The organism is Comamonas squillarum (genome assembly GCF_025309455.1).
GTDB classification, from domain to species: Bacteria; Pseudomonadota; Gammaproteobacteria; order Burkholderiales; family Burkholderiaceae_C; genus Comamonas; species Comamonas squillarum.
This window is the reverse complement of sequence record NZ_CP104377.1, coordinates 538,454-563,109: the sequence shown is the minus strand read 5'-3', so window position 1 is coordinate 563,109 and position 24,656 is coordinate 538,454. Positions and strand designations below refer to the sequence as shown.

General features: G+C 64.3%; 28 protein-coding genes. 11 read left to right on the top strand and 17 right to left on the bottom strand.

Annotation, left to right across the window (positions count from 1 at the left end):
- Nucleotides 1–103 precede the first annotated feature (103 nt).
- A complete protein-coding gene (locus N4T19_RS02615) occupies nucleotides 104–481 on the top strand; it encodes a nuclear transport factor 2 family protein (RefSeq protein ID WP_260719377.1) in 378 nt (125 codons plus the stop codon).
- Between the two features lie 163 nt (nucleotides 482–644).
- Entirely contained in the window at nucleotides 645–1,271 is a 627-nt protein-coding gene (locus N4T19_RS02610) for a LysE family translocator (protein ID WP_260719376.1), read from the top strand.
- A gap of 81 nt (nucleotides 1,272–1,352) precedes the next feature.
- On the opposite strand, the gene N4T19_RS02605 is transcribed toward N4T19_RS02610, so the two are convergent.
- A complete protein-coding gene (locus tag N4T19_RS02605) occupies nucleotides 1,353–2,261 on the bottom strand; it encodes a LysR family transcriptional regulator (protein WP_116926917.1) in 909 nt (302 codons plus the stop codon).
- Between the two features lie 128 nt (nucleotides 2,262–2,389).
- Here N4T19_RS02605 and N4T19_RS02600 point away from each other — a divergent pair, with 128 nt between their 5' ends.
- Both N4T19_RS02600 and N4T19_RS02595 read left to right on the top strand, forming a co-directional pair.
- Nucleotides 2,390–3,571 carry a M20 aminoacylase family protein gene (locus N4T19_RS02600; protein ID WP_116926918.1) on the top strand — a complete coding sequence of 394 codons (1,182 nt, stop codon included), beginning with the start codon at nucleotides 2,390–2,392 and terminating at the stop codon, nucleotides 3,569–3,571.
- A 20-nt stretch (nucleotides 3,572–3,591) separates the two neighbouring features.
- Nucleotides 3,592–4,599: a Bug family tripartite tricarboxylate transporter substrate binding protein gene (locus N4T19_RS02595; RefSeq protein WP_260719375.1), complete on the top strand. Its 1,008-nt coding sequence runs from the start codon at nucleotides 3,592–3,594 to the stop codon at nucleotides 4,597–4,599.
- 786 nt (nucleotides 4,600–5,385) lie between these two features.
- Here N4T19_RS02595 and N4T19_RS02590 read toward each other — a convergent pair.
- The gene (locus tag N4T19_RS02590) at nucleotides 5,386–6,249 is read right to left on the bottom strand and encodes a transglutaminase-like domain-containing protein (protein WP_260719374.1); all 864 of its coding nucleotides are present in this window, start codon (nucleotides 6,247–6,249) and stop codon (nucleotides 5,386–5,388) included.
- A 298-nt stretch (nucleotides 6,250–6,547) separates the two neighbouring features.
- Here N4T19_RS02590 and N4T19_RS02585 point away from each other — a divergent pair, with 298 nt between their 5' ends.
- Complete coding sequence (locus tag N4T19_RS02585; RefSeq protein WP_116926920.1) at nucleotides 6,548–7,036, top strand: hypothetical protein; 489 nt, start codon at nucleotides 6,548–6,550, stop codon at nucleotides 7,034–7,036.
- Nucleotides 7,037–7,098: 62 nt separating this feature from the next.
- On the opposite strand, the gene N4T19_RS02580 is transcribed toward N4T19_RS02585, so the two are convergent.
- The 6 genes from N4T19_RS02580 to N4T19_RS02555 form a co-directional block, all read right to left on the bottom strand.
- Nucleotides 7,099–7,431: a DUF3325 domain-containing protein gene (locus tag N4T19_RS02580; RefSeq protein WP_260719373.1), complete on the bottom strand. Its 333-nt coding sequence runs from the start codon at nucleotides 7,429–7,431 to the stop codon at nucleotides 7,099–7,101.
- Complete coding sequence (locus tag N4T19_RS02575; RefSeq protein WP_260719372.1) at nucleotides 7,428–9,167, bottom strand: PepSY-associated TM helix domain-containing protein; 1,740 nt, start codon at nucleotides 9,165–9,167, stop codon at nucleotides 7,428–7,430. The genes N4T19_RS02580 and N4T19_RS02575 overlap by 4 nt, the downstream gene beginning before the upstream one ends.
- Nucleotides 9,164–9,490 carry a DUF3649 domain-containing protein gene (locus N4T19_RS02570; protein WP_232539315.1) on the bottom strand — a complete coding sequence of 109 codons (327 nt, stop codon included), beginning with the start codon at nucleotides 9,488–9,490 and terminating at the stop codon, nucleotides 9,164–9,166. The genes N4T19_RS02575 and N4T19_RS02570 overlap by 4 nt, the downstream gene beginning before the upstream one ends.
- Nucleotides 9,491–9,720: 230 nt before the next feature.
- Nucleotides 9,721–10,944: an MFS transporter gene (locus N4T19_RS02565; RefSeq protein WP_260719371.1), complete on the bottom strand. Its 1,224-nt coding sequence runs from the start codon at nucleotides 10,942–10,944 to the stop codon at nucleotides 9,721–9,723.
- Nucleotides 10,928–11,470, bottom strand: a complete 543-nt coding sequence (locus N4T19_RS02560) for a Chromate resistance protein ChrB (protein ID WP_116926924.1) — start codon at nucleotides 11,468–11,470, stop codon at nucleotides 10,928–10,930. The genes N4T19_RS02565 and N4T19_RS02560 overlap by 17 nt, the downstream gene beginning before the upstream one ends.
- 162 nt (nucleotides 11,471–11,632) lie before the next feature.
- The gene (locus tag N4T19_RS02555) at nucleotides 11,633–11,887 is read right to left on the bottom strand and encodes a hypothetical protein (RefSeq protein ID WP_133248188.1); all 255 of its coding nucleotides are present in this window, start codon (nucleotides 11,885–11,887) and stop codon (nucleotides 11,633–11,635) included.
- Nucleotides 11,888–12,253: 366 nt separating this feature from the next.
- On the opposite strand from N4T19_RS02555, the gene N4T19_RS02550 reads away from it, so the two are divergent.
- From N4T19_RS02550 to N4T19_RS02540, 3 genes are read left to right on the top strand one after another with little or no spacing between them, the layout of a single operon-like run.
- Entirely contained in the window at nucleotides 12,254–12,907 is a 654-nt protein-coding gene (locus tag N4T19_RS02550) for a TetR/AcrR family transcriptional regulator (protein WP_260719370.1), read from the top strand.
- Nucleotides 12,904–13,584: a type 1 glutamine amidotransferase domain-containing protein gene (locus tag N4T19_RS02545; RefSeq protein WP_116926927.1), complete on the top strand. Its 681-nt coding sequence runs from the start codon at nucleotides 12,904–12,906 to the stop codon at nucleotides 13,582–13,584. Before N4T19_RS02550 ends, N4T19_RS02545 begins: the two co-directional genes overlap by 4 nt.
- An 11-nt stretch (nucleotides 13,585–13,595) precedes the next feature.
- Nucleotides 13,596–14,573, top strand: a complete 978-nt coding sequence (locus N4T19_RS02540; protein ID WP_260719369.1) for a zinc-binding dehydrogenase — start codon at nucleotides 13,596–13,598, stop codon at nucleotides 14,571–14,573.
- A 15-nt stretch (nucleotides 14,574–14,588) separates the two neighbouring features.
- On the opposite strand, the gene N4T19_RS02535 is transcribed toward N4T19_RS02540, so the two are convergent.
- From N4T19_RS02535 to N4T19_RS02510, 6 genes are all read right to left on the bottom strand, one after another.
- The gene (locus N4T19_RS02535; protein WP_260719368.1) at nucleotides 14,589–15,353 is read right to left on the bottom strand and encodes a DeoR/GlpR family DNA-binding transcription regulator; all 765 of its coding nucleotides are present in this window, start codon (nucleotides 15,351–15,353) and stop codon (nucleotides 14,589–14,591) included.
- 66 nt (nucleotides 15,354–15,419) lie between these two features.
- Nucleotides 15,420–16,316 (bottom strand): dihydrodipicolinate synthase family protein, encoded by an 897-nt coding sequence (locus tag N4T19_RS02530; protein ID WP_260719367.1) that lies wholly within the window; start codon nucleotides 16,314–16,316, stop codon nucleotides 15,420–15,422.
- Nucleotides 16,317–16,325: 9 nt separating this feature from the next.
- Nucleotides 16,326–17,462 (bottom strand): iron-containing alcohol dehydrogenase, encoded by a 1,137-nt coding sequence (locus N4T19_RS02525; protein WP_260719366.1) that lies wholly within the window; start codon nucleotides 17,460–17,462, stop codon nucleotides 16,326–16,328.
- Nucleotides 17,463–17,482: 20 nt separating this feature from the next.
- Nucleotides 17,483–18,481: a 4-hydroxythreonine-4-phosphate dehydrogenase PdxA gene (gene pdxA / locus N4T19_RS02520; protein ID WP_260719365.1), complete on the bottom strand. Its 999-nt coding sequence runs from the start codon at nucleotides 18,479–18,481 to the stop codon at nucleotides 17,483–17,485.
- Nucleotides 18,478–19,860: a four-carbon acid sugar kinase family protein gene (locus tag N4T19_RS02515; RefSeq protein WP_260719364.1), complete on the bottom strand. Its 1,383-nt coding sequence runs from the start codon at nucleotides 19,858–19,860 to the stop codon at nucleotides 18,478–18,480. The genes pdxA and N4T19_RS02515 overlap by 4 nt, the downstream gene beginning before the upstream one ends.
- Before the next feature lie 75 nt (nucleotides 19,861–19,935).
- On the bottom strand, nucleotides 19,936–20,220 hold the full coding sequence (locus N4T19_RS02510; RefSeq protein WP_260719363.1) for a hypothetical protein: 285 nt from the start codon (nucleotides 20,218–20,220) through the stop codon (nucleotides 19,936–19,938).
- On the opposite strand from N4T19_RS02510, the gene N4T19_RS02505 reads away from it, so the two are divergent.
- Together N4T19_RS02505 and N4T19_RS02500 are read left to right on the top strand one after the other, a co-directional pair.
- Nucleotides 20,219–21,223, top strand: coding sequence for a Bug family tripartite tricarboxylate transporter substrate binding protein (locus N4T19_RS02505; RefSeq protein WP_260719362.1), 1,005 nt, complete (start codon nucleotides 20,219–20,221; stop codon nucleotides 21,221–21,223). The genes N4T19_RS02510 and N4T19_RS02505 overlap by 2 nt on opposite strands.
- 179 nt (nucleotides 21,224–21,402) lie before the next feature.
- Nucleotides 21,403–21,927 carry a GNAT family N-acetyltransferase gene (locus N4T19_RS02500; RefSeq protein ID WP_260719361.1) on the top strand — a complete coding sequence of 175 codons (525 nt, stop codon included), beginning with the start codon at nucleotides 21,403–21,405 and terminating at the stop codon, nucleotides 21,925–21,927.
- Nucleotides 21,928–21,986: 59 nt separating this feature from the next.
- Here the strand turns inward: N4T19_RS02500 and N4T19_RS02495 are convergent, their stop codons facing one another.
- From N4T19_RS02495 to N4T19_RS02485, 3 genes are all read right to left on the bottom strand, one after another.
- Nucleotides 21,987–23,444 carry a cryptochrome/photolyase family protein gene (locus N4T19_RS02495; RefSeq protein WP_260719360.1) on the bottom strand — a complete coding sequence of 486 codons (1,458 nt, stop codon included), beginning with the start codon at nucleotides 23,442–23,444 and terminating at the stop codon, nucleotides 21,987–21,989.
- 179 nt (nucleotides 23,445–23,623) lie between these two features.
- Complete coding sequence (locus N4T19_RS02490; protein WP_116926937.1) at nucleotides 23,624–23,935, bottom strand: hypothetical protein; 312 nt, start codon at nucleotides 23,933–23,935, stop codon at nucleotides 23,624–23,626.
- Nucleotides 23,936–23,987: 52 nt separating this feature from the next.
- Nucleotides 23,988–24,248 (bottom strand): hypothetical protein, encoded by a 261-nt coding sequence (locus N4T19_RS02485; protein WP_182340668.1) that lies wholly within the window; start codon nucleotides 24,246–24,248, stop codon nucleotides 23,988–23,990.
- Nucleotides 24,249–24,343: 95 nt separating this feature from the next.
- On the opposite strand from N4T19_RS02485, the gene N4T19_RS02480 reads away from it, so the two are divergent.
- Nucleotides 24,344–24,652, top strand: coding sequence for a hypothetical protein (locus tag N4T19_RS02480; protein WP_260719359.1), 309 nt, complete (start codon nucleotides 24,344–24,346; stop codon nucleotides 24,650–24,652).
- Nucleotides 24,653–24,656: the final 4 nt, after the last annotated feature.

The window sequence follows — 24,656 nt, the reverse complement described above, 5'->3', positions numbered from 1 at the left end:
CGTGCTGGTGCATGTGGGTGGGCATGGAGCGCCTGCTAGGATGCCTGCTGCCCCCTCGCGGGCAATCCACACCAGCACCAGAAACACCCACAGGCACGCGCGCATGGACCCCACCCTGACACAGCAGCTTTCACAACAGGAGGCCCTGCTCCACCGCCCGGAGATCCGCAACCAGCCCGGGCGCGTGTCGCAACTGTTGCACCCGGCCTTTGAAGAGACAGGCCACTCCGGCCAGCGCTATACCCGAGAGCAGGTGCTGGAGGCGCTGCGCAACGAAGCAGACACTGCCGAGATCGAGGCGGACGGCTATGCCGCGACCGAGCTGGCCCCCGGTGTGGCGCTGCTGACCTACCGCAGCACGCAGCGCGACGCGCAGGGCCTGCGCAGCAAGCACACGCTGCGCTCGTCGATCTGGTTGCTGACAGATGGCCATTGGCAGCTGCGCTACCACCAGGGCACACCAGCCCAGGACATTTGGTAGCCGGTGGCAGGTTAGCCAGGCAGCGACGCTCTACAGACAGCGCCCGGGGGCAATTCGCCGTACCATGGCACAGCGCCAGTGCCCGCTCACCAACATAGTCGCCAGTACCCTGCGCGTGACTCCCGCCCCATCCCCCTTTGCCCCGCCGCCACCAGGAGCCTCCATGCCGATCGAACTGTGGTTTGCCTTTGTCGCAGCATCTGCCGTGCTGCTCATCATTCCGGGACCGACGATTCTCACGGTCATCAGCTATTCGATGGCCCAGGGGCGCCGCGCCAATGTACCGCTCGTCGCAGCAGTGGCGCTGGGCGATTCGACGGCGCTGGTGGTGTCGCTGCTGGGGCTGGGGGCGCTCTTGGCGGCGTCGGCCTGGTGGTTCACCGTCGTCAAATGGGCAGGCGGGCTCTACCTGCTCTACCTGGGCATCAAGCTCTTGCGCGCTGGCATCTCGCCGTCCGAGCTGGCTGCCGCGCCTGTCTCCAGCTCGCGCTGGAAGCTGTTTGCCAACACCTACCTGGTCACGGCGCTCAACCCCAAAGGCATTGTGTTCTTCGTGGCATTTTTGCCGCAGTTCATCAGCGCTGAGGCACCGCTTGCGCGCCAGCTCTGGATTCTGGCCATCACCTTTGTCGTGATGGCCACCCTCAACGCCACGCTCTATGCCGCCTTTGCATCGTCTGCCAGAAAGCTGCTGTCTTCACCCAGGTCGCTGCGCTTGTTCAACATGGCAGGGGGTGGCCTGCTGTCGGCCGCCGGGGTCTGGGCGCTCTTGGCACGGCGGCCAGGCTAAGGCTCAGAGCCGAGGCTTGCGGCCGGTAGGCCGCCCGCTTGCGCTGCCCCGTTGCACCGCCCGTCCCGTCGCGGCGCCACATCAAGCCGCAGAAAACGCCGCCAGCATATGGCGCAGCAATTGCGACGCCACCGGCGACAGCGGCCGGCCGCTGCGGGTGACCACATGCAGCTGGCTGTGGTTGAGCACCGGGCTGGCCAGCGGCAGCGATACCAAGGTATCGAGCGCCACGCCTTGGAGCGGAATGGAGCGCGGCGTCATGATGTAGCCCAGGCCCATCACCGCAAAATCCCAGAGCACCTTGAACGAGTTGGTGGTCAGCATCGGCTGCAGGCGGATGTTCTCCTCCAGCTCGGCGGCCTGGATGTGCTTGCGCACGCCAAAGGATTCCTCCAGCGCCGCGCCCGGGTAAGGCGCCAGATCGGCCAGGCTCAACGGGCCCTGGTGGCTGGCCAGCGGGTGGCCCTTGCGCACATGCACCCGCACGGGGGCCAGCCGGGCATGGTGGGAGCGCAGGCGCGCATCGGCCGGCGGCTGGAACACGATGCCGATATGCGCGCGGTCCTCCAGAATGCACTGCACGGCCTCTTCGGTGCCGGCCACCTTGATGTGGTAGCGCACCTCGCCATGGGCCCGCACAAAATCCTGCAGCACCGGGCCCATCACCATGTCCAAGGTGCCCTCGCCCAGCACCAGGTCCAGGTGGCCGGATTGGGCGTTCTTGAGGCTGTTGACCTCGGCGACAAAGGTGTCGTGCAGGTCCTGCTGGCGGCGGGCAAACAGTGCCAGCATGCGGCCGGCATCGGTCACCACCACGCCCCGGCCGCGCCGCTCCAGCAGCACCAGGCCGGTGTCCTGCTCCAGCCGGGCGACCGTGCGGCTGACCATCGACGGGTCCACGGCCAGCACCTCAGCGGCGCCGCGCACCGAGCCGGTTTCCATGATCTGCAGCAGGCACAACGCCCGCTTGCGGTCCAGCACATCGTCCATCCCCAAGTTCAACATCGCTTGCCTCCGCCAATTGTTGCGATTCTTGCAACGTTTGATTGCCGGCGTTGTCATGGACGCGACGGATGGCAGTTTCGATAATGGTTTGACTTTTTTGTGACGGCCCCACCATGAACGCACCTATCAAACCCTCCATGCTATCTGCCGTACAGGCCCTTGCGCCTGAGTTTGTCGGCATCCGCCACCAGATCCATGCTTTCCCCGAGCTGGCGTTTGAAGAGCTGCGCACCAGTGACCTGGTGGCCGAGCGCCTGCAGTCCTGGGGCTATGAAGTACACCGGGGCCTGGGCAGCACCGGCGTCGTGGGCCGCCTCAAAAAAGGCCAGGGCAGCCGCAGCATCGGCATTCGTGCCGACATGGATGCGCTGCCGATCCAGGAAAAAACCGGCCTGCCCTATGCCAGCACCCTGAGCGGCAAGATGCATGCCTGCGGCCACGACGGCCACACGGCCATCTTGCTGTGCGCGGCGCGCTACCTGGCCGAATCGGTGGACTACAGCGGCACCCTGAACCTGATTTTTCAGCCAGCAGAAGAGAACGAAGGCGGCGCGCTGCGCATGGTCGATGACGGCCTGTTCGAGCAGTTCCCCTGCGATGAAATCTATGCGCTGCACAACACGCCGGGCCTGCCGGTGGGCCAGATCGGCATGATCACCGGCCCGGCGATGGCCTCGTTTGACCGTGCCACCGTCACCCTGACCGGGCGCTCGGCGCACGGCGCCATGCCCCACCATGGCATCGATGTGATGCAGGCCGCTGCCAGCATCGTGCTGGGCCTGCAGTCGCTGGTCAGCCGCGAGGTCGATGCCCTCAAATCGGCCGTCATCACCGTGGGCTCCATCCAGGCGGGCGCCACCTACAACATCGTGCCCGAGAGCGCGACGATCAAGATCGGCATCCGCGCGCTCAACCCCGAGGTGCGCAACCAGATCGAAACCCGGCTGCGCGACTTTGTCAGCGCCCAGGCGCAGAGCTACCAGCTCCAGGCCGATCTGCTGTATGAGCGCAAGTACCCGGTGCTGGTCAACCATGCCGCGCAGACCGAGCGTGCCCGCGAAGTGGCCGCAAAACTGCTGGGCGCCGACAACGTGGTCACGCGCGGCCCGGTCATGGGCAGCGAGGACTTTGCCTACATGCTGGAGCACCGCCCCGGCGCCTATGTGCGGCTGGGCAATGGCCTGGGGCAGGACGGCGGCTGCATGGTGCACAACCCGCTGTATGACTTCAATGACAAGGCCCTGCCCATCGGCGCGGCCTTCTGGGCCAGCCTGGCACACAGCTATCTGCAATAAACCCACCTAGCGAGAGCACCATGACCGCAACCCATCGCCGCCAGTTCCTTCAATACGCCAGCGTGCTGGCAGGCGCCCCGTGGCTGGCCACCCAACCGGCCTGGGCCGCCGATGGCTACCCCAGCAAGCCTCTGTCGCTGGTCGTCCCTTACCCCGCTGGCGGCGCCAGCGATACCGCCGCCCGTATCTTTGGTGAATCCATTGGCAAGACGCTCAAGCAGCAGGTGGTGGTCGAGAACTACGGCGGCGGCACCGGCCTCATTGGCGCCAACAAGGTCCTGAGCGCGCAGGCCGACGCCTATACGTTCTTCCATGGCTCGATCAACGAGGTGTTTTTGGCCCCGATGCTCAACCCCTCGGCCCGCTATACGCCTAAGGATTTCAGCCTGGTGGCGCCGATCAGCGAAGCGCATATCGTGCTGCTGGCCCGCAATGGGCTGCAGGCCGACTCCCTGGACAAGGTGGTTGCGCTGGCCAAGCAAAGCAGCGCCAAACCGCTCACCTATGCCACCGTGGGCATTGATTCCATCTACCACCTGATGGGTGAGGCCTTGGCCACGCGCGTGGGGGCGCCCTTGCTGCATGTGCCCTACAAGGGCGGCGCCCCCGCCTTGCAAGGCGTGGCCGGTGGCGAGGTGGACCTGGCGATCCTGCCTTACCAGACCAGCTTTGATGCGATGCAGGCCCAGGGCCGGCTCAAGGTGGTCACCAGCTTTTCCAAGGAACTGCCCACCCCCCTGGCCCATATCCCGCTCATCGGCCAAAGCCAGCAGCTGCCTGACTTTGCCTACACCATCAGCGGCGGCTACTTTGTCAAGCAAGGCTGCCCGGCAGAGCGGGTCAGCCTGCTGCGCAATGCCATTGGCGCGGCGCTGCAAAACCCCGAGATCCGCGCCCGCCTGGAGGCCGAAGGCCGCACCGTTGCCCAGCCCACCGGCAGCCAGGCTGCTGCCAACCAGGCCTTTGACCAGTACCTGCTGCGCGTGGGTGAGCTGATCCGCACGGTGGGCCGCAAGCCCGTGGCCTGAGTCTGCCTTTCACGCCAGCCCTTGCATCGCAGGCTGGCCTGCTTCTTATGAACCCCTCCCCCATGGCGCCATCTAGTCCGCACTGTGGCGCACAAGGGCTGCGGCATGCTGTCACCCGCTGGGCAGCATGCCGCTTTTCGCTGTCGAAATTAGTACATAATATTGCACCACCAACAATCTGTTGCGCCAACTGCGTGCTAACAGGCAATGCATTCAGTAACGATTGGCACAAACCAGCGGGGCGTCCAATCCCTTGATTTGACGCGGATGTTGTGGGAAACCCTGCGAGCTCGCAGGCAAGCATTGAACTATTTATTGATTCGACCACTTGATAGCATTTAGCATGACCCGGGTGGATGTCTGCTTGGAATCCGCTAAGCTTTCGAAAAGCTGACATTTGTTGAATTTATGATTATTCAACAGTCATAGTTTTGGCATATGATCTCGATTCCTCTGGAGGGAGGTAGAAGTAGAAGAAAAGGAAAACGACCTTGGAGCCCGCAGTCATGCGGGCTCTTTTTTTGTCAATTGCTGACGATTGCTCCAGGCATTCCCCTATTGGGCGCCAATAGCCGTCCTAGAATTTGACCATCGCTTTCGCCGAGTTCATGCGTACCCTCCCTCCCTCTCTTGATTTGCATGGACACCCTGTTTGACAGGATCGGCTTTCTTCTTGAATGCACTGCCGCCCCATTGGGGCGGCATTTTTTTTGGGCCACACGGTTGCCAGGCGCACTGTCAGGTCCTTGCGCCGTATCAAGGCAGTTGCGCGGGTGGCGCTCCAGCTCAGACCAGCGCCGTTGACAGGCCCTGCCTGGTGTGCACCGGCAGCTGCCACTGCCCGCCATCGTGCTCAGCCACCACCCCGATGCGCGGCGCATCACTGGTGACGCCGCCAAAGATGGTCGCGAACGCCGCATCGGCGGCATCACGGCCGGTAGCCAGCCGCATCATTCCCATCGGAATGGCGGTACCTGAAGGGTCAAACATGTACCAGCGCCCGCCCAGGTAGACCTCGACATAGGCATGGAAATCGGGCGGACCCAAGGCCGGGTCGGCGCCGTAATCGGTGCCTGTCACAAAGCGGGCAGGCAGGTTGATGGCGCGGCACATGGCAATCATCAGGTGCGCAAAATCGCGGCAAACGCCGACGCACTCGACCAAGGTATCGACGGCCGAGGTGGTACCGCTGCTGCTGTTGGAGCGGAACTTCACATGCTGCTGCACCCAGTTGCACACGGCCTGGGCACGCGCATAACCCGGGGCCTGTTGGCCGAACAGATCGTAGGCATAGGCGGCGAGCCGGTCGGACTGGCAGTAGCGGCTGGGGTAGATATAGCGCAGTGCCTCCAGCGGCAATTGGTAGAGCGGCACCTCGGCAATGCTCTCGGGGTCGTCGCTGTAGTGGCGCATCTCGACGGTGGCCTGGTAGTTGAGCTGGAGCGGGCCGCTTTGCGCCTGCAGCCGCAGGCTGCGCTGGCCATCAGCATCTTGCTGCAGCTGCCAGGTGGCACCGGCCTGGTTGACGCTCAAGTGCTCTTGCACCACCGACTGCTGCGGGGTGAAGGCGGGGTGGAAGTTGAAGAAAAAGTCGGCGCTGGGGGTCAGCACCGTATAGGCAAGCTCCAAAGAATACTGCAATCGGATCATGGCGTGGGCTTCTGGGCCATCGTTGAGGAAGATTCCTGGCTGGGGGCAGATCCAGCCCGCATCCAAGTGGCAAACGGCTGCGCTGCAACCAGTGTGCAGCCAGATGCAGACGCCGTCTGTCAGGCAAACGCCCTGCTGCCTTGTGGTCCGCCGCTACCTGGCTGCAAGGCGGTGGTGACAGCCCCGCGCAGGTCCGTCGTACCAGCGCTGCTGCGCTTGTCCTACGGCCCGGGCGCGGTCAGCGCCGCACCATGGAGACACCAGGACCCAAGTCCTCCACCAAACCCAGGAGCACAGCATGACCCATCCTCAAGATCCCAAACTCAACCCCGATCCCATCACCGATGAGCCCGGAGCCCATCCCATTGGCACTGGCATTGGTGCCGCCGGTGGCGCGTTGACCGGCGCGGCCGCAGGCTCGGTCGCAGGGCCTGTCGGCACCGCCGTGGGCGGTGTCGTGGGCGCCGTGATTGGCGGCCTGGCCGGCAAGGGCGCTGCCGAGGCCGTCAACCCTACTGCCGAGGATGCCTACTGGGCCGACGCCTACCAGCGCGAGCCCTACTTTGCCGAAGGCTATACCTATGACGACTATGCGCCAGCCTACCGCGCCGGCTACCAGTCGGTGCGTGATGGCCTGGTCGATTGGGACGATGCGCGCAGCGACTGGGAGCGCCGCTGGCAGCAAGAGCGTGCCCAAAGCCGCCTGGGCTGGCCAGAGGCTGAGCCTGCTGTAAAGGCTGCGTGGGAACGCGCCAACCGCGCCTACAAGCAGACTAACCAGGGCTAAAACAGACTGCCCTTGAGACAACAACGCCGCGCCAGGCCATTGCCTGGCGCGGCGTTGTGCGTTCAGTAGGCGATGGCCGCTGCCAGCAGCCCCGAGGCTGCGGCAGCCAAGGCCAAGCGAGTGGCGCGCTCGGGCGCATAGGTCAGCACCAGGCCCCAGGCCATCGCGGCCAAGGTCAGCAGGCCCAGCCAAGCGGCGATGCCGACCGAGGCGTTCCAGCGCTGCAAGCAGGCCATCAGCGATAGCAATAGCAAGGCGCTGCCGCCCGCCTGCCAGCCATGGCGCTGCGTGGCGGCGAGCGCGGCGGTACCCAGTGGTTCCTCATGGCGGTCCATGGCGGCCGCCAGCGCCGCAAAACCGGCAAAGGCCCACAGCAGACTTGCGATGGGGATCATCGTTGCTGCTCCATCGCGCTGGCCACGGCGGCATGCGGCGCCAGCAAACCGGTATCCGTGGCGGCTGGCTTGGCAGCGGCTGCGGGTTTGCGCGCTGCAGGGGTCGCAGTCTGCCCACTGCGCGCCAGCCACCACACGACCCAACCATGCAAGGCGGCCAGCGCCAGCATCATCAAGTCAAAACCGGCAATGCTCCACTGCGCATGCGCAATGCTTTGGGGCAGCCATGCACCGCCACTGAGGCCATTGAGCAGCGGCAACAAGGCCAGCAGCACGGCGGCCAGCAGCATCTGCTCGCGCCAGGCCTGGCGGTGCGGGCGCAGCAGGGGGTGCAGCAGGCATAGCGCCCACACCGTAAAGAAGCCGCGAATCTCCCAATCGCTGCGGCCAACCAGATCGGCAGGCAATAAGCGGTTGAACCAGAAGAACGAGGCCGTGGCGACCGACAGACCGGCGATCGCGCCCACATTGAGCACCTCCACCAGGCGGTGGCCATGGGGCGTGCGGCCCAGCTTGCGCCGCTCGGGCAGGCGCTTGACCACCCAGAGCACCATGCCGGTGGCTGCCATCGTGGTGCCGACCACGCCGCTCAAGAACAGCAGCCAGCGCACCAGCGGCTCGGCAAAGCGGCCCAGGTGCAGGCTCGATACGACATTGCTGGTCGCACGCGGCCAGGAGATGGCAGCGGCCTCTGGCGCCTGGCGCGGCTCGCCGCTCACGCCATCAAACAGCAAGCTCGATGTCGCGCCCCGGTTGACCAGGCTGGAGCCCCCACCCTCGCGCAGCTCCACGGTCGCGCGGGCAGTGCCGGGTTCATTGACGGTGATGCTGCCCACGCCATGCACCGGCCACTGCTGCAACGCTGCCTCCACCATCGGGCCCACGGGTGCCATTGCGACGGTTGCGACGGGCGTATTGGCATCGGCATCGGCATTGGCCTCGCGGCTGGCACGGCCGCCCTCACGCGGGCCATTACCGCTATTGGCATTGCCCGCGCCCGGCTGTGCCTGGCGGTTGCCCCGCAGCTCGGAGAAATAGGCACTGCTGTCGCCGCTGTAGGCGGTCTGCACGCCCCAGGGCATCACCATGTTCATCAGCAGCACCAGGCCGCTGAACGTGATCACCAGGTGAAAAGGCAGCGCCAGCACGGCCGTGGCATTGTGCGCATCGAGCCAGGATCGCTGGCCCTTGCGTGGGCGGAAGGTGAAGAAGTCGCTGAAGATCTTCTTGTGCGTGATGACGCCGCTGATGATGGCCACCAGCATCAGCATCGTCGCAAAGCCCACAATCCAGCGACCCCAGATGCGCGGCATCGCATAGAGCTCGAAATGGAAGCGGTACAAGAAGCTGCCGCCCCGCGTCTCGCGCGGCTGCAGCTGCTCGCCGGTGCCGGCATCCAAGGTGGCGCGCTGGGTCCCTGCCCGGCCAGCCGCAGCACCGGGCTCGCGCCAGGAGGCCTCGATCGCCGTCTGGCGTTCATTGGGCAGCGACAAGGTCCAGGTCGTGGCCTTGGGCGCCATGGCCTGCATGGCATCCAGCCCGCGCTGGGCGGTATCCGCATCGGGCACGGACTGGTGCAGCTCGGGCCGCATCCAGTCGGTGATCTCATTGCGAAAAAAACTCAAGGTGCCGGTAAAGAACACCGCATACAGCAGCCAGCCCAGCAGCAGCCCGCTCCAGGTATGCAACCAGGCCATCGACTGCCGCAGGCCCTCGGGTTTGCCGTCGACCCTCATGCCGCTGCTCCCGGCGCCAGCACCCAGGCGATCAGCGCAAGGGCCGCCGCTGGCAGCGCAATGCCCAGCCAGGCGCGCACGGCCGTTGCACAGGCAAAGGCCCACATCGCCGCGATCGCGTAGACCACAAAGGCCAGCATCGTGGCCGCCATCGTCGCATCCACCCGGGCCATGCCCAGCGTTTGAAAGCCCACGGCCCCCGCTGCGGCAGAAGCCGCTGCCAAGGCATAACCGCCGCCAATGGCGGCGATGGCCCGCGACGCGACACGCGTGCGGTAGCCCAGCAGGCCGGCTGCAGGTGGGGGGGTGGGGGCTGTTTGCATCTTGACCATCCTGTGAACAGGGCCCGCCACAGCGGCATGGCCCGGGGCGCCTGAGCATGCCTGTGATACCGCAGGCCTGGCAGTGCCGCGCGGTATTTTAAATGAGAATGAGTCTTGATAAATGTTTGGACATCGATAAAGCTGCGGCTGAGCACCACCCGCAGGCATTTACGTCAAAAACGGCCCCGAAGGGCCGTCTCAAACCACCAGCGCTGAATTTGACCGGCTGCTCAACCCCGCCCGCGCTGCAGCAGCAGCCCCAGCGCCGCCAGCAGCGCAAAGGCCGCGCCGCAGACAAAGGTGGCCTGGTAGCCAATGGCATCCCAGAGCAGCCCGGCCATCACGCTGGCCAGCAGCAAGGCCACACCGGTGAGCAAATGGAAAATGCCAAAGGCCGTGCCGCGCAGCTCGGCCGGCGCGCTGTCGGCAATCATCGCGTTGAACAGGCCCTGGCTAAAACCCATATGCAGGCCCCACAGCGCCACGCCCAGCCCCAGGCCCAGCACACCGGGTACCAAGGCCAGCACCAGATCGGCGGCCACCAGCAAGAACAAGCCGGCGAGCAGCACATCCTGCCGGGGGCGGCGGTCCGACAGCGCCCCGGCCGGATAGGCCGACAGCGCGTAGGCCAGCCCCATGACCACCAGCACCGCAGGCGCCCACATGGGCGGCAGGCCGGCCGACTGCGCGCGCAAAATCAAAAACGCCTCGCTGAACCGCGCCAACGTGAACACCAGGCCCAGGCCCACCACCACCCAGTAAGCCCGGGGCAAACGCTGCAGCTCGCGCCTGCGCAAGGGCAGCTGGCGCGGCCGTTGGGCGACCGGCGTTGCGGGCTCTTTCACAAAAAACACCAGCACCGCCACCGCCGCAAACGCGGGCAGCACCGCCAGCCAGAACACCAGTTGGTAGTTGTCCGCCGTCCACCACATCAGGCCGATGGCCAGCAAGGGGCCGGTAAAGGCACCGATGGTGTCCAGGGTCTGGCGCAGACCGTATGCGGTGCCGCGCAAATGCGGCGGCGTCACATCGGCCACCAGCGCATCACGGGGCGCGCCGCGAATGCCTTTGCCCACCCGGTCCACAAAGCGCGCGCCCACCAGCCATTCCAGGCCGCCTGCCAGCGGAAACACCGGCTTGGTCAGCGCCCCCAGGCCATAGCCCAGCACGGCCAGCAGCTTGCGCTTGCCAAAGCGGTCGCTGATCGCGCCGGAAAACACCTTGACGATGGAGGCCGTGGCCTCGGCGATGCCCTCGATCAGGCCCACCGCCAGTACCGAGGTGCCCAGCACCGCCACCATGTAGATCGGCAAGAGCGCATGCACCATCTCGGACGAGATATCCATCAGCATCGAGACAAAGCCCAGCGCCCAGACGCTGCGCGGCACTGCGCGTGCGCCGCGCTGCAACGCGCTGTCCGCTGCGGGCTCGGGGGTTTCAACGGTTTTCGTCATGCGCGTCATACACCCGTTGGGCATAGGCCTCCAGCAAGGATTCGCAGTGCTGCAGGCGCTCGGCCGCCGTCACTGCCAGCGGCGCGTCGTAAAAGTCCAGCTTGCGGATCTTCTCGTACCAGGCCTGCAGTTTTTTCAGGTCGGTCTCTTCTTCATCCAGCTCGGCATAAGTGAACTTCTCGATCGCGATCTCCTTGGCGATCTCGGCCTCGAAATCCTGGCAGCGGCCCAACAGTTCGCGGTACTGGTCGTCGCGGTCGGCCTTGAAGCGGGTGATGACCTTGTCCTCCTGCCGCCGGTCGAGCGCAATGGTCTCCAGCAGCACGCAGTCCCCGTCCATCGCGGCAATGTCGTTCTCCAGCACCTTGAGCCGGCGCACATGGTCATCGGTCTTGGGCAGCAGGCACACACCGTTTTGCAGGTACACGGCCCCCAGGGCCTTGAGGCGCCGCCACAGCGCCATGCGTTTGGCTGTGGGCTCGGCCGGGACTTTATAGGTCAGCAGCAACCATGTGATGGAATCCATCGATCATCCTAATTTGTGACGACCGTTTCATTTTAAGATTGACGAACAACTCCTAACAGCTGTGTCAGATGAATTTTCTATGACCCCTGCGCAAAGTCCTGCGCGGCATGCAGGCGTCAAAAAGCCCCGCGAGCGGGGCTGGCTGGGGGGCTGTGCGCGGCACTAGGTATCGGACTCTGGCGCCAGATCGCAAGGCCCGACCGAGAGGAAATCGTCTTCGAAAGAGGCCACGGCCTCGTCCAAGGCCCGCGTGATACGCTTGGCCACCTCGTCGCTGGCGACCAGCGCACTGTCGGCATCAAAAATGGCGGCCGCATCGGTGACCCCTGCGAGATAAGCCATCTTGAACAGCTTGATCTGGTCCGGGGTAACCACGGTGATTTGCAGCTCCGACAAAGACTTTGCACGGGATCTCATACGGCCTCCTCTGCGGGCGCATCGCAATGAAAAATCAGGTTTGCAACACACCAGCCTCCGACCGGTCAGATGTTGTCATCCTGCAGCTGTCACAAACATAGCATAGCAGTACCTGCTTGTTTCATATACAGCCCCCAATGACAGTCACTTGCGGCAATGGCTGACAGCAGGCGCGCCACCGGTGCGACAGCATGGACCACCATCTGGGAAGATGAAGATGCTTCTCCGAGACAGACGCCCGGGGGGTCGCGTGTGGAGTGCCTTGTCGGCAACCGCTCCCACCTCTGCAACGGTCAACCCACACCGCGTTTGGGGTATTTTCAGATTTACTAGACGACCGGTCTATTTTTTACTAACATCGAGCCCATGACCTTGACCCAGAAAGCGCAAGCCACCCGCCAGCACATCCTCGACACCGGGAACCAGCTCGTGCTGCGCAAAGGTTTTGCAGCGGTGGGCCTGCAGGAAATCCTCAAGACCTGCGGCGTGCCCAAGGGCTCGTTCTACCACTACTTCCCGTCGAAAGAGGCCTTTGGCTGCGCGTTGCTGCTGCAGTATGTCGAAGGCTATGGCCGCAAGGTGGATAGCCTGCTGGCAGCCGATGGCACGGGCTATGAACGCCTGATGCGCTACTGGGACGCCTGGATCGCAGCGCCCGGCGATGCGCACTGCGGCTGGGCCGAAGAATGCCTGGTGGTCAAGCTCGCGGCCGAGGTTGCTGACCTGTCCGAAGAAATGCGCCAGGTGCTCGATGGCGGCGTGCAGCGGCTGCTGGCCAGGATCGCTGCCGTCATTGACGAGGCGCGCAGCGATGGCTCGCTGCCTGCGGGCCCGCCGTCGCTGGTGGTCGCGCGTGTGCTCTACCAGATGTGGCTGGGCGCGGCGCTGCTGGCCAAGCTGAGCCAGGACCGATCGTCTCTGGTTCAAGCGCGGGCCGCCACCGTGCATTTGCTGACCTGCAACGCATCCACCCTCTCCTCTCCCCAACCCCTCCCTTCATCCCCCAAGGAGTCCCCATGAAAGTTCTATTGGTACTGACCTCGCACGACCGTCTTGGCGACACAGGCCGCAAGACCGGTTTCTGGCTGGAAGAATTTGCCGCGCCCTACTACGTATTCCAGGACGCAGGCGCCGAAATCACACTCGCATCCCCGCTGGGCGGCCAGCCGCCACTGGACCCCAAGAGCGACGAGCCCGATGCCCAGACTGCCGCCACCGAGCGCTTCCGTAAGGACCCGCAGGCACAGGCCGCGTTGGCAGCGACCACGCCACTGGCCCAGATCCAAGCCGATGACTTTGATGCCGTCTTCTACCCCGGTGGCCATGGCCCGCTGTGGGATCTCGCCAATGACGCCAAATCGATTGCACTGCTGGAGGCCTTTGAGCGCGCAGGCAAGCCGCTGGGTCTGGTCTGCCATGCGCCGGGCGCCCTCATCAAAGTTAAGGCCGCCGATGGCCAGCCCCTGGTGGCAGGCCGCCGCGTGACGGGGTTTACGAACAGCGAAGAAAACGCAGTTGGCCTCACTGCCGTGGTGCCCTTTTTGATTGAAGATGAATTCATCCGTCAGGGCGCCGACTACCACAAGGGCCCGGATTGGCAGGTGCATGTCGAGGTCGACGGGCGCCTGGTCACCGGCCAGAACCCCGCCAGCAGCGAAGCCGTGGCCCAGGCCCTGCTGTCGATGCTGGCCCAATAAGGACAGTCCCCATGCGCAGTGCGATTCACTCCACCTTTGGCGAGCCCGCCGAAGTCCTGACCCTGGGCGAGCAACCCATACCCCAGCCGGCGGCCGGCGAGGTTCGCATCAAGACCTTGCTCGCCCCCATCCACAACCATGATCTTTGGACCATCCGTGGCCGCTATGGTTACAAGCCCGAGCTCCCGGCCATTGGCGGCAGCGAGGCCGTAGGCGTGGTCGATGCGCTCGGCGCTGGCGTCGAAGGCGTCACGCTGGGGCAGCGCGTTGCGGTAGCCGGCGTCCACGGCACCTGGGCCGAGTACTTTCTGGCGCCCGCGCGCCTGCTGGTGCCCGTGCCCGAGGCCATTCCCGATGAGGTAGCCGCCCAGCTCATCGCCATGCCGCTCAGTGCCTTGATGCTGCTGGAGTTTTTGAACGTGCAACCCGGTCAATGGATTGCGCAGAACACGGCCAATGGCGCCGTCGGCAAGACCCTGGCCATGCTGGCCAGCGCACGCGGCGTGCAGGTGCTCAACCTGGTGCGCCGCGATGCAGGTGTGCAGGAGCTCAGTGACTTGGGCATTGCCAATGTCCTGTCCACCGCGCAAGCGGACTGGAAGCACAGCGCCAGCGCGCTGCTCGGCCCCCAAGGTGCTTACGCCGCCGTCGATTCCATTGGCGGTGCATCCAGCGCAGCGCTATTGGCCTTGCTCGGCGAAGGCGGCACGCTGGTGTCGTTTGGCACCATGGCCGGCGAGCCGATGCAGATTGATTCGGGCGCGATGATCTTCAAACAGGCCACCGTCAAAGGCTTTTGGGGCAGCAAGGTGAGCGAGGCGCTGTCCGCCCAGGACAAACGCCGCCTGATCACTGAGCTGATCCAACGCATTGTGGGTGGTGAGCTGAAGCTGCCGGCCGAGGCCATCTATGACCTGGGCGATGCCGCCCAAGCGGCCACAGCCAGCCTGCAACCAGGCCGCAAGGGTAAGGTACTGCTCAAACCTTGACGGTGGCCCATGCCCTCAGGCGACCGGCACCACCGTCACAAAGGGGTGGTTGCCAAAAGCCTGCACGGCATGGCTTTCGGGCGCGGCATCGGTGATCAGGGTCCACTGGCGGTGAATGGGCGACCAGTTCATCTGCGACTTGCGGCCCAGCTTTTCAGCAGTGGCCAGCAGATAGACCTCGCGCGTGCGGCGGAACAGCTTTTCCTTGAACCAGGCCTGCTCGATCGAGCCTTCGCAAACGCCAAACTCGGCATCGATGCCATCGGCGCTGCAAAACACCTTGTCAAAGGTCAGGCGCTCGAGCGCCATGTCGGCGAGCGACCCGTAGACGCTCATGCTGCCCCGGCGCAGGTCGCCGCCGATCAAGGTGACGGGGATATCCCGGCTGCTCAGCGTGTTCAGCGCCAGCAGGTTGTTGGTGATGATGCGCAGCGAATCGTCCTTGGGCAGTAGGCGCGCGAGCGCATCGGTGGTGGTGCCGCCATCGATAAAGATCGTGTCGCCCGGCTCGATCAGGCTGATGGCCTTGCGCGCGATCGCGGCCTTGGCCTCGCCGTCATGCACCTTGCGCAACTCCAGCGATTCTTCGGGCTCATGGCGGATGGGCGCCGCCACGGCGCCACCGTAGACGCGCAGCAGGCGGCCGTCCTGCTGCAGCGCCTGCAGGTCACGGCGCACGGTGGCCTCGGAGATGGCAAACCTCGCGCACAGCGCGGCGACATCGGTCATGCCCGAATGCACGGCATGCAAAATGGACTCTCGTCGGTTGGCGACCTTCATGGGATGCGTGGCTGGCTACAGCGCAATAGCGATAACGGATAAGAGCTTAACCGAGTCCGCAACGCCTCAACCCGATATGCCATGGGCCTGCAGGATTTCGCGCATCTGCGCCTCCTGCTCGGCGCTGATGCGCACGGGGTACTTGCTGTTGCCCACGTGGTAGCCCAGCAGTTGCACCGCGCGCTTGACGGCGGCCGGCGCAAAGCAGACCTTGTAGAGCGCCTCGCGCAGGCTAGTGACCCTCTCTTGCTGCTGGCGCGAGCCGGCAATGTCACCCGCGGCAAAGCGCGTCCAGATCGCATTGATCTCACGCGGCGCCGCATTGGCCAGGCCCGATACAGCGCCGGCGCAGCCTTCGACAAAGCCTTGGTGGATCAGGCTGTCAGGCCCGTTGAACACGACAAAATCCGGCACTTCCTTGGCGACTTTCAGAAAACCGCTCAGGCTTTCATGGCTGCCGGCGCTGTCCTTGATGCCGGAGATATTGGGGTGCGCGGCCAGGCGCTTGGCGGTCTCTGGCGCAATGGTGTTGCCGGTGCGCGCGGGGATGTTGTAGAGGTAAACGGGCACCTCCAGCGCATCGGCAATCGCGCTGAAATGCCCATGCAGCTCATCCTGCGACATCGGCACAAACCAGGGCGTGATGGCGGCGACCGCATCCACACCCAGGCGGGCGATCTCACGGCCTGCGCGGATGCATTCGGCCGTCGATACCTCGCCCACATGGCCGACCACGCTGGCGCGCCCAGCGACTTGCTCCATCGCCACCTCGGCGACGCGGCGCTTCTCCCCCTCGGTCAGCGCAAAGAATTCGCCATTCGTGCCGCCGCAGAAAATGCCGTTGCCCGCCTTGATCTGGCGGTCGATCTGCTCGCGGAACGGCGCCTCGGCAAAGCGGTCCTCCGCGTCCATGGGGGTGATGATGGCCGTCAGAATGCCTTGGAGTTTTTGCTTGTTTGCCATGGTGTTGTCTCAGTTAAACAGCTTCAGGTAGACCTTTTCGATATCGGCGCCCGTGACGGCCCCGGGCACATTCTTGATGAGGCGCTGCACATCGAGCGCGGCCTTCACCAGATCGGGCAGGTGATCGCGGCCAATGCCCAGCTCTTGCAGGCTGGCCGGCAGGCGCAGGCGCTGGACCAGATCGGCAAAGTAGGCCACCAGCGCATGCGATTTGCCTTCGTCGTCCAGCGCCAGATTGGCACCGGGCACCAGCTCGTAAGCGCGTGCCAGCTTGGCAACGCACAGCGGGCGCAGCCATTCAAAGCAAGGCGCGAGCAAGATCGCATTGGCAACGCCATGCGGGATGTGGTACTTGCCGCCCAGCGGGTAGGACATGGCATGGACCAGGTGCGTGCCCGCATGGGCAATGCAGGCGCCGCCGTAGTACGAGGCCCAGAGCATATTGAGCTTGGCTTCGAGGTTGTCGGGTTCGGCTACCGAGAGCTCGATGTTCTCGAACAGCTTTTTCATGCCGATCATCGCGTAGTTGTCGGCGACCGGGTTGGCAATGCTGGCGGTAAAACACTCGATCAGGTGGCAAAGCGCATCGACCCCGGTCGAAGCCGCAATTTTGTGCGGCATGGTCACCGTCAGCTCCGGCGCCAGAGCCACATAGTCGGGCAGCAGCACCGGGGAGATGATGCCCTGCTTGGTCTCGCGCGCCGGGATCGCCAGGATGGCATTGGGCGTGGCTTCCGAGCCCGTGCCCGCCGTCGTCGGCACCATCAGCGCCTTGACCCGCTGCGTGACCTTGGTGCCCGCCAGCAGCTCGGCCAAGCTGGGCGATTCGGCATGCGCCAGTGCCGACAGCAGCTTGGCCACATCCAGCACACTGCCGCCGCCCACGCCGACGACAAAGTCCACCCCGCGCAGATCGCGCTCTTGCAGAATCCGCTCCACATCCGCATCCGATGGCTCGGGCGGCACATCGTCAATCACCAGCACCTCGGCCGCCGCGCGCCGCAGCTGGGCCAGCAGCGCCTGCACGCCTGCGATGCCGGAGATGTTCTGGTCGCTGACAAACAGCAGCTTGTGCTTGCCGCTTACCAGGTAGGCGATGTCATCGAGGACCTTGTGGCCGCTCAGGACGGTGCTGTGGATATGCATGTGTTTGTCTCCTGGATTTTTTAGCTGCGTGTTGCGAGTTCTGCGCCCTGGCGCAAAGCCTCCAAAAGGCTGCGCTCATCGGCAATGCCCTTGCCGGCAATGTCAAACGCCGTGCCGTGGTCCACCGAGGTGCGGATTACATCCAGCCCCACGGTGATGTTCACGCCCGCCTCCAGGCCCAGCACCTTGACGGGGCCATGGCCCTGGTCGTGGTACATGGCAACCACCAGGTCGAAATCACCGCGCCCGGCGCGGAAGAACAGCGTGTCGGCCGGCAGTGGGCCTTCAATGTCCATACCCTTGTCGCGCAGCTTCTGCACGGCGGGGATGATCTTTTCTTCTTCCTCACCATAGCCAAACAGGCCGTTCTCACCGGCATGCGGGTTGATGCCACACACTGCAATCCGTGGGTTGGCGATGCTCGCCTTGCGCAAGGTGTCGTAGCCGCGCTGGATGGTGCGCTCGACCAGGCCCGGCTCGATCTTGCGGATGGCATCGAGCAAGCCGATATGTGTGGTCACATGGATCACGCGCAGATTGGGCGCAACCAGCATCATCGAGACCTCTTCCACGCCCGTCAGGTGCGCCAGCATCTCCGTGTGGCCGGGAAACTTGTGGCCGCCGGCATGCAGTGCTTCCTTGTTCAGCGGCGCGGTGCAGATAGCGTCGATCTTTTGGGCCTTGGCCAGCTCCACCGCGCGCTCGATAAAGCGGAAGGCGGCATCACCCGCAATGGGCGAGAGCTTGCCAAAGGCCAGGTCATCCGGGATCAGCTGCAGATCAATGCAGTCGATGACGCCCCGCTCAAAGGCTGCATCGGCAATGTCCTCGATCGCCCGCACACGCACCTGAGTGCCCAGCAGCGCATTGGCCTTCTCCAGCCGCCTGGCGTCGCCAATGACCACGGCTTTGGCCAGGCTGTACAGGCTGTCGTTCGCAAAGCTCTTGACAATGATTTCAGGGCCCACGCCGGCAGCGTCTCCCATGGTGATTCCGATGACGGGCAGGGAATGGCTCATCTTTGCTTGCTTTCTGTAGGGAGTGGGTCGGTGTGGCCGCCATGGGTGCTGGCAGCCAGCAATGAATGGATGGCGCGGCTTGCGCGGTGCAGCGATGCGGGATGGCCAAAGGCTCCGGCCTTGGTGGCAATCCACTGGCGCGGGGTGTCTTGTTCGATGTCCTGGTTCTCGGTGATGCACAGCACCACGCCGGGCTCGCTCTCGGAATGCACGCGCAGGCGGCGCAGTTGCAGTTCTTCCAGTACCGCCCGGGCCGTTTCACCGCCGGTGATGACGAGACCTGCGGCGGCGGCCATGGGCGCGTGCAGCAAGCGGGCCAGCTGCCGTGCCAGGATCGGGCCTTCGGCCGGGTCGGTCTGCGCATCTGCTCCCAGGCTGACCACGACATCCAGGCCCTGGGCCACTTCGTCGCTGATGGTCTGCACCAGGGTCTGTACCAGCGTCTGCACCAGTTTCTGGCCTTGGGTCGTCTGCGCGTCGCTGCGCAACCAGCCAGGATGCACCACATGCAGCCGCGTGCCTGGCTGCTCGGCCAAATACGTGAGCTGCTGCTGCGCAATCGCCGACATGCTGCCAACGACGGTAACCACGCTGGGCAAACGCCCGGCGGCATGCGGTACATCCAAGGAACCGACCGATGCCGGCAAAGCCGGTACCTGCTGCGCCAGCGCATGCGACAGGCCGGCAGAGCACACGCAAAAAGCCTGCTCTACCTGGAGGCTAGCCTGGGCCAAGGTCTGCAGATGCTGGTCATGGAGCACATCCAATACCAGCGCCTGCACGCCCTGCTCACGTGCATGGGCAATTGCTTGTGCGGTCGCTTCTGGGCCTGCATCGAGCACGCTGGCGGGCAGGTTGTCGCAGCGCAGGCCGGCGGCATGCAGCTGCTGCGCCGCGCGGTCCTCGCGGTCTGCATGCTCCAGCTGCCAGGTAGCGGTATCGGCCAGGCGCACGCCGTGCACATACACCACGCCGCCCTGCATCGTGCGGCCCATCTGCGGGAAGGCAGGGGCCACCAGCGCAATGACATGGAGCGCGCTTTGCAGCACCGCCACCTCCTGCGCCCAACCACCCCGCAAGGTGGAGTCGATTTTCTTGAGCACCCGGCGGCCCTGGGATGCTGGCGCGGCCAGCACTGCCTGCAGCTTGGCAGCAGCCTCAGCCGCCGTATCGCGCCGGCTGTTGGTGTCTACCGTCAGCACATCCACATCGCTCTGGGCACCAGCGCTGGCTTGCGCATCCAGCAGCACGCTGGTGGAGAGACCAGCGCTCGCAAACCCCGCAGCGCAGTCGGCTGCACCGGAGAGGTCATCGGCGAGAACGAGGTAACGCGGGAGGGAACGCGGGCTCATGCAGGTGCTTTCGGTCGACTCAGTCATCACACCAAGCCTTAAGATTGATTGATTCAATCATAATTCAATCAAAGCGGGATAAAACAAGGGTTAACCCTTGATTCAACGCACCAAAAATGATCGATTTGATCGTGGAAGCAGTGAGTTTAGGTCGAACCCCATTACATCTGGCCCCATACGCACCGCCAATGTGCAGCGATTCCGCACCATGGTGCATGCACCAACTCGGGGAAAGTCCTGATTGGAGACTTTGGCAAAAAGAGTTCTGATCGAAGCGTTCAAAAAATTATCAATTTTGATTGCTTTGATCAAATAACCACCAAGAACCATTGCGTCTTCAGCCCTGAAGTCATATTTGAACCACCAGCCCTTGAGGTGTCCCACCATGTTCGCTTCCAACCCCGCTTCTGCCGCCACGCGCCGCCGCTTTCTCCTTGCCAGCAGCCTGCTGCTGGGCCTCGCCCCGCTGGCCAGCCAGGCGGCAGACGCCGCCTATCCCGCCAAGCCCATCACCTTGATCGTGCCCTACCCGGCAGGCGGCGCCAACGATGCGGTGGGCCGTATCGTGGGCCAGAAGATGGGGGAGATCCTCAAGCAGTCCGTGATCGTTGACAACCGTGGCGGCGCGGGCACCACCATCGGCACCGCGCTGGCGGCCAAGGCGCCCGGTGACGGCTACACGCTGGTGCTGGGCTCCCTCTCCAGCCACGCGATCAGCCCGCACCTGTACCGCCAGCCCGGCTATGACGCGATCAAGGATTTCGCCCCGGTCGGCATGATCGGCGAAGCCCCCATCGTGCTGGAAGTCGCCACCAACTCGCCGTTCAAGGATGTCAAGCAAGTCGTGGAACAGGCGAAAAAAACGCCGGCCACCCTCACCTACGGCTCGGCCGGCAATGGCTCGCCGCTGCATTTGAGTGCCGAGCTGTTCAAGCGCGCCGCCAGCGTGGACATGACCCATGTGCCCTACAAGGGCGGCAATGCCCACACCATGGACCTGATGGGCGGCCGCATCGACATGATCTTTGACACCTTGACCAGCGCCACGCCACTGATCACCTCGGGCAAGGTGCGGCCCCTGGCCGTTGCCAGCACCGAGCGCCTGCCCGAGCTGCCCAATGTGCCCACCTTCGCCGAAAGCGGCTACCCCAACTTTGTCGTGAACGCCTGGTACGCCCTCTACGCCCCCGCCAAAACCAGCCCCGAGGTGCTGGCCAAACTCCACCAGGCACTCAACGAAGCCCTGGCCGATGCCGACGCCAAGGATCGCCTGACCAAGCTGGGCGTGCGCAGCAAGGCCAGCACCCAGGACGAGCTGGCCAAGTTCACCAAGGCCGAGCTGGACCGCTATGGTTCGGTGATCAGCGCGATTGGCTTGAAGATTGATTGATTTTTGAGGGGGCGTGTGCGGAGCCGATCGACCAGATCGGCTCCGTCAGTGCCAGCCAGCTGGATATTTGCTGCCCAGCAGCGCGGCGTTCAGAGCCCCCGATGCCTCTGGCCAGAACTACAATGCCAGACCGTTCGACCCCATCCCCAGCGAACACGGTATGGATCTGGAGCCCCCGCATGTTGATTCGCCCTGCCCGTCTCACCGACGCCGCAGATTTACCAGCCATTGAAAAGTCTGCCGCCCAGCTGTATAGCGGTGCCGCCGGCCTGGCCTGGCTGGCAGACGGCCCGCTGATAGCGCAGGCTGCGCATGAAAGCCGCATCCTCCAACAATCGGTATGGGTGGCCGAGACGGATGAAGGTGTGCTGACCGGTTTCATCAGCACGGAGATTGTCGACACCGAGCTTCACATCTGGGAGTTATCCGTCCACATGGACTGGCAGCGCAGGGGCATCGGCGGCCTGCTCATGGCCAGTGCGTACCAGCACGCCCTGGCACAGGGGCTGAGCGCGCTGACCTTGACGACGTTTTCCGATGTGGCATGGTGTGCCCCTGCTTATGCCAGGCTGGGTTTTCAGCAGCTGCTGCAACCCGGGCAACGCCTCCAGGAAACCCTGGACGCCGAAGCCCTGCACGGATTGCCCCCAGGCAGGCGCATCGCAATGCGGCTGCCCATGGGCATGTTCACGCAGCGGCACTGATCAAGCTATGGCGCTTGCGGCGAGCCCTGCCCTGCCTCACCGCCGAGCGTCTCATCCGGTCAATCCGGATTCTTCATAAAGTGAAACCGCATCAAGGTCCGCTCACGCGCCCGGCCGTGGTCCACCACCGGGTGCGCGTAGTCGCGCCCCAGCTGCAGACCGCAGGCTTGTTGCTCCAGCGGCTTCATCGCAGCGGGAAAGTGGATATACCGGTCAGGCACCTTGGCGAGTTCTGGCAGATAGCGGCGGATGAACTTGCCATCCGGGTCAAAACGCTCGGACTGGGTGATGGGGTTGAAGATGCGGAACCAGGGCTGGGCGTCGCAGCCCGTCGACGCCGCCCACTGCCAGCCGCCGTTGTTCGATGACAGGTCATAGTCATTGAGGTGCTGGGCAAAAAAGCGCTCGCCCGCGCGCCAGTCAATGCCCAGGTCCTTGGTCAAAAAGCTGGCCACCACCATGCGCAGGCGGTTGTGCATATAGCCGGTCTGCAGCAACTGGCGCATGGCGGCGTCCACCAACGGGTAGCCGGTGCGTGCCTCGCACCAGGCCTGCCACAGCTCAGGGGCATCGTCCCACTGCACCTTGTCGTAGATGGGGCGGAACGACTGGGTCACCACCTGCGGGTGGTGCCAGAGAATCATCGCGTAGAAGTCGCGCCAGGCCAGCTCCGACAGCCAGGTCTGCGCGCCCTCGCAGCCCGTGCGCGCCTGCGCCACGGCCAGGGTGGCCAGCTGGCGGATCGACACGGTGCCAAAGCGCAGATGCACCGACAGGTAGGAGACGCCCTTGACCGCCGGAAAATCCCGCGCGTCCTGGTAGGCCGCCATGCGCGGCAAAAAATCCTGCAGCAGCAGCTGCGCGCCCCGGCTGCCGGTGGGAATCTTGAGCGACGCCAGATTGCTGGGCTGAAAACCCAGATCGGCCAGCGACGGAATCGCCTCGCCCTTGGGCAATGCCGCCAGATGCCCGGCATAGCGCGCCACCGGGTAGGCCTTGCACTGGAAGGCATCAAGCTTTTGCAGCCAGGCGCGCTTGTAGGGCGTGAACACGCTGTAGGGATGGCCTTGCTGGGTCAGCACCTCATCGCGGTCCAGCAGCACCTGGTCCTTGTAATCGCTAAAGGCGATGCCGGCGGCTTGCAAATCACCGGCCACGCGCGCATCGCGGGCAATGGCTTCGGGTTCGTAGTCGCGGTTGGTCAGCACCTCTTGCACGCCCAGCGCCTGCGCCAGCTGCACCACCTCTTGCGCAGCCGGCCCATGGCGCACCAGCAGGCCCGCGCCATGCGTACCGCAGCCCGCCGCCAACTGGCGCAGGTCCTCGTCCAGCGCCAGCACACTGGCATGGATAAAGTCCACCCGCCTGTCCTCGCGCGTGGGCAGCAGATCGAGGATGTCGGTGTCAAAAACGAAGACGCAATACACCTGCTCAAAGCGGCGCAAGGCATGGTAGAGAGCGGCATGGTCGTCGCAGCGCAAATCGCGACGCATCCACACCAGGGCGCGGCTGGCCATGGTTGATGGGTTTCCTGTTCTGGTTTTTGATGCAGCGGATGGCAAGGCGGCAGCATGTAGTCCCAAGCTGGCCCCGCCATCCCAAGGGCGCTATTGTGCCGTGGCAGCGCGCCGCTGCATGTCAGCCAACAGGCTGGATGCCGCTTCCTTCTTGGGCTCGCGCGATGCTTTGCCTGGTCTTAGCGAAGCCGCGATCCGTCCGGGTTCTGGGCTTCTTCGTCGCGCCGGCTGGGATAGAAGGGTTTTTTCTCGTCAAGTCCATAAAACAGCTGGCCATGGATGCCCATCGCCTGCGCCTTGGCAAGCCGCCGGGTCCATAGGCTATCAAAGGCTTTGTCCAAGGCCGCCGCATCGGGTGCAGCTGCATAGACGTCGTCGATGAAGGCGATGTCCTGGCCGCTGGGGAAGATCAGCGCGAACTCCTGCTCCGTCGCAGCAAAGATGTCGTAGACGCAGTTCAGCGCGCCATCGATGACCTGGATGTTTTTCATGGATGTCGTGGTGCGGCAGCTGGGCCGCTGGCCAGCAACCGCGCTGCCCGGCTCAGTCGTCCGCAGCGGGGGCTGTTTCCAACCAGACGATGCTAGCCGGGTGGTGTTGCGCTATGGTGTCGAGCGCGCCAGCCAAAGTATCTGTGTCTTTCGGGTCCAAGGCGTAGTCAAAGCGCGAAAGGCCGCTCCCTGCCATAGCGCTAAACGCCTCTTGGGAAATCGCATTCGAGCCGCACCACACCGGCTGGCCCGTTTTTTCTGCTGCGATCAAGGCCTGCTGAAGGCCTTCGGGGGTGATTGCCAGGAAGACCATGGTTGTCCGTTTCTGCTGATCAGTCTTTGCGAGGACCCGAGGGGCCATAGGTGCCATAGCATACTGTGCGTCCGTAATCAGCTCCAAGCACCAATATGAGTACCTGGGAACCCGTCACCGTCGATGCGTTGGAAGCGATTGTTGAAAAGCAACTCTCCAACTGCAGCACAGCGCAACAGACGCTTTTCACTGGATGTCGGCAGCCTTTTTACCCGGTCCCCATCCATCGCCTGGGCCAGCTAGAGCAGGTATTGGTCGTCGCCCACCTCCCCCACGGCCTGCTGTATTTCGAAGATGTCGAAGACGGTTTTGAGGTGGGGGAGCTGCAGCAGGACGGTGCACTCCATCCCCACAGCTGCGACCAGTTGGAGCTCAGGCATGTACTGCCACGGGAGAACGACTGAGGTT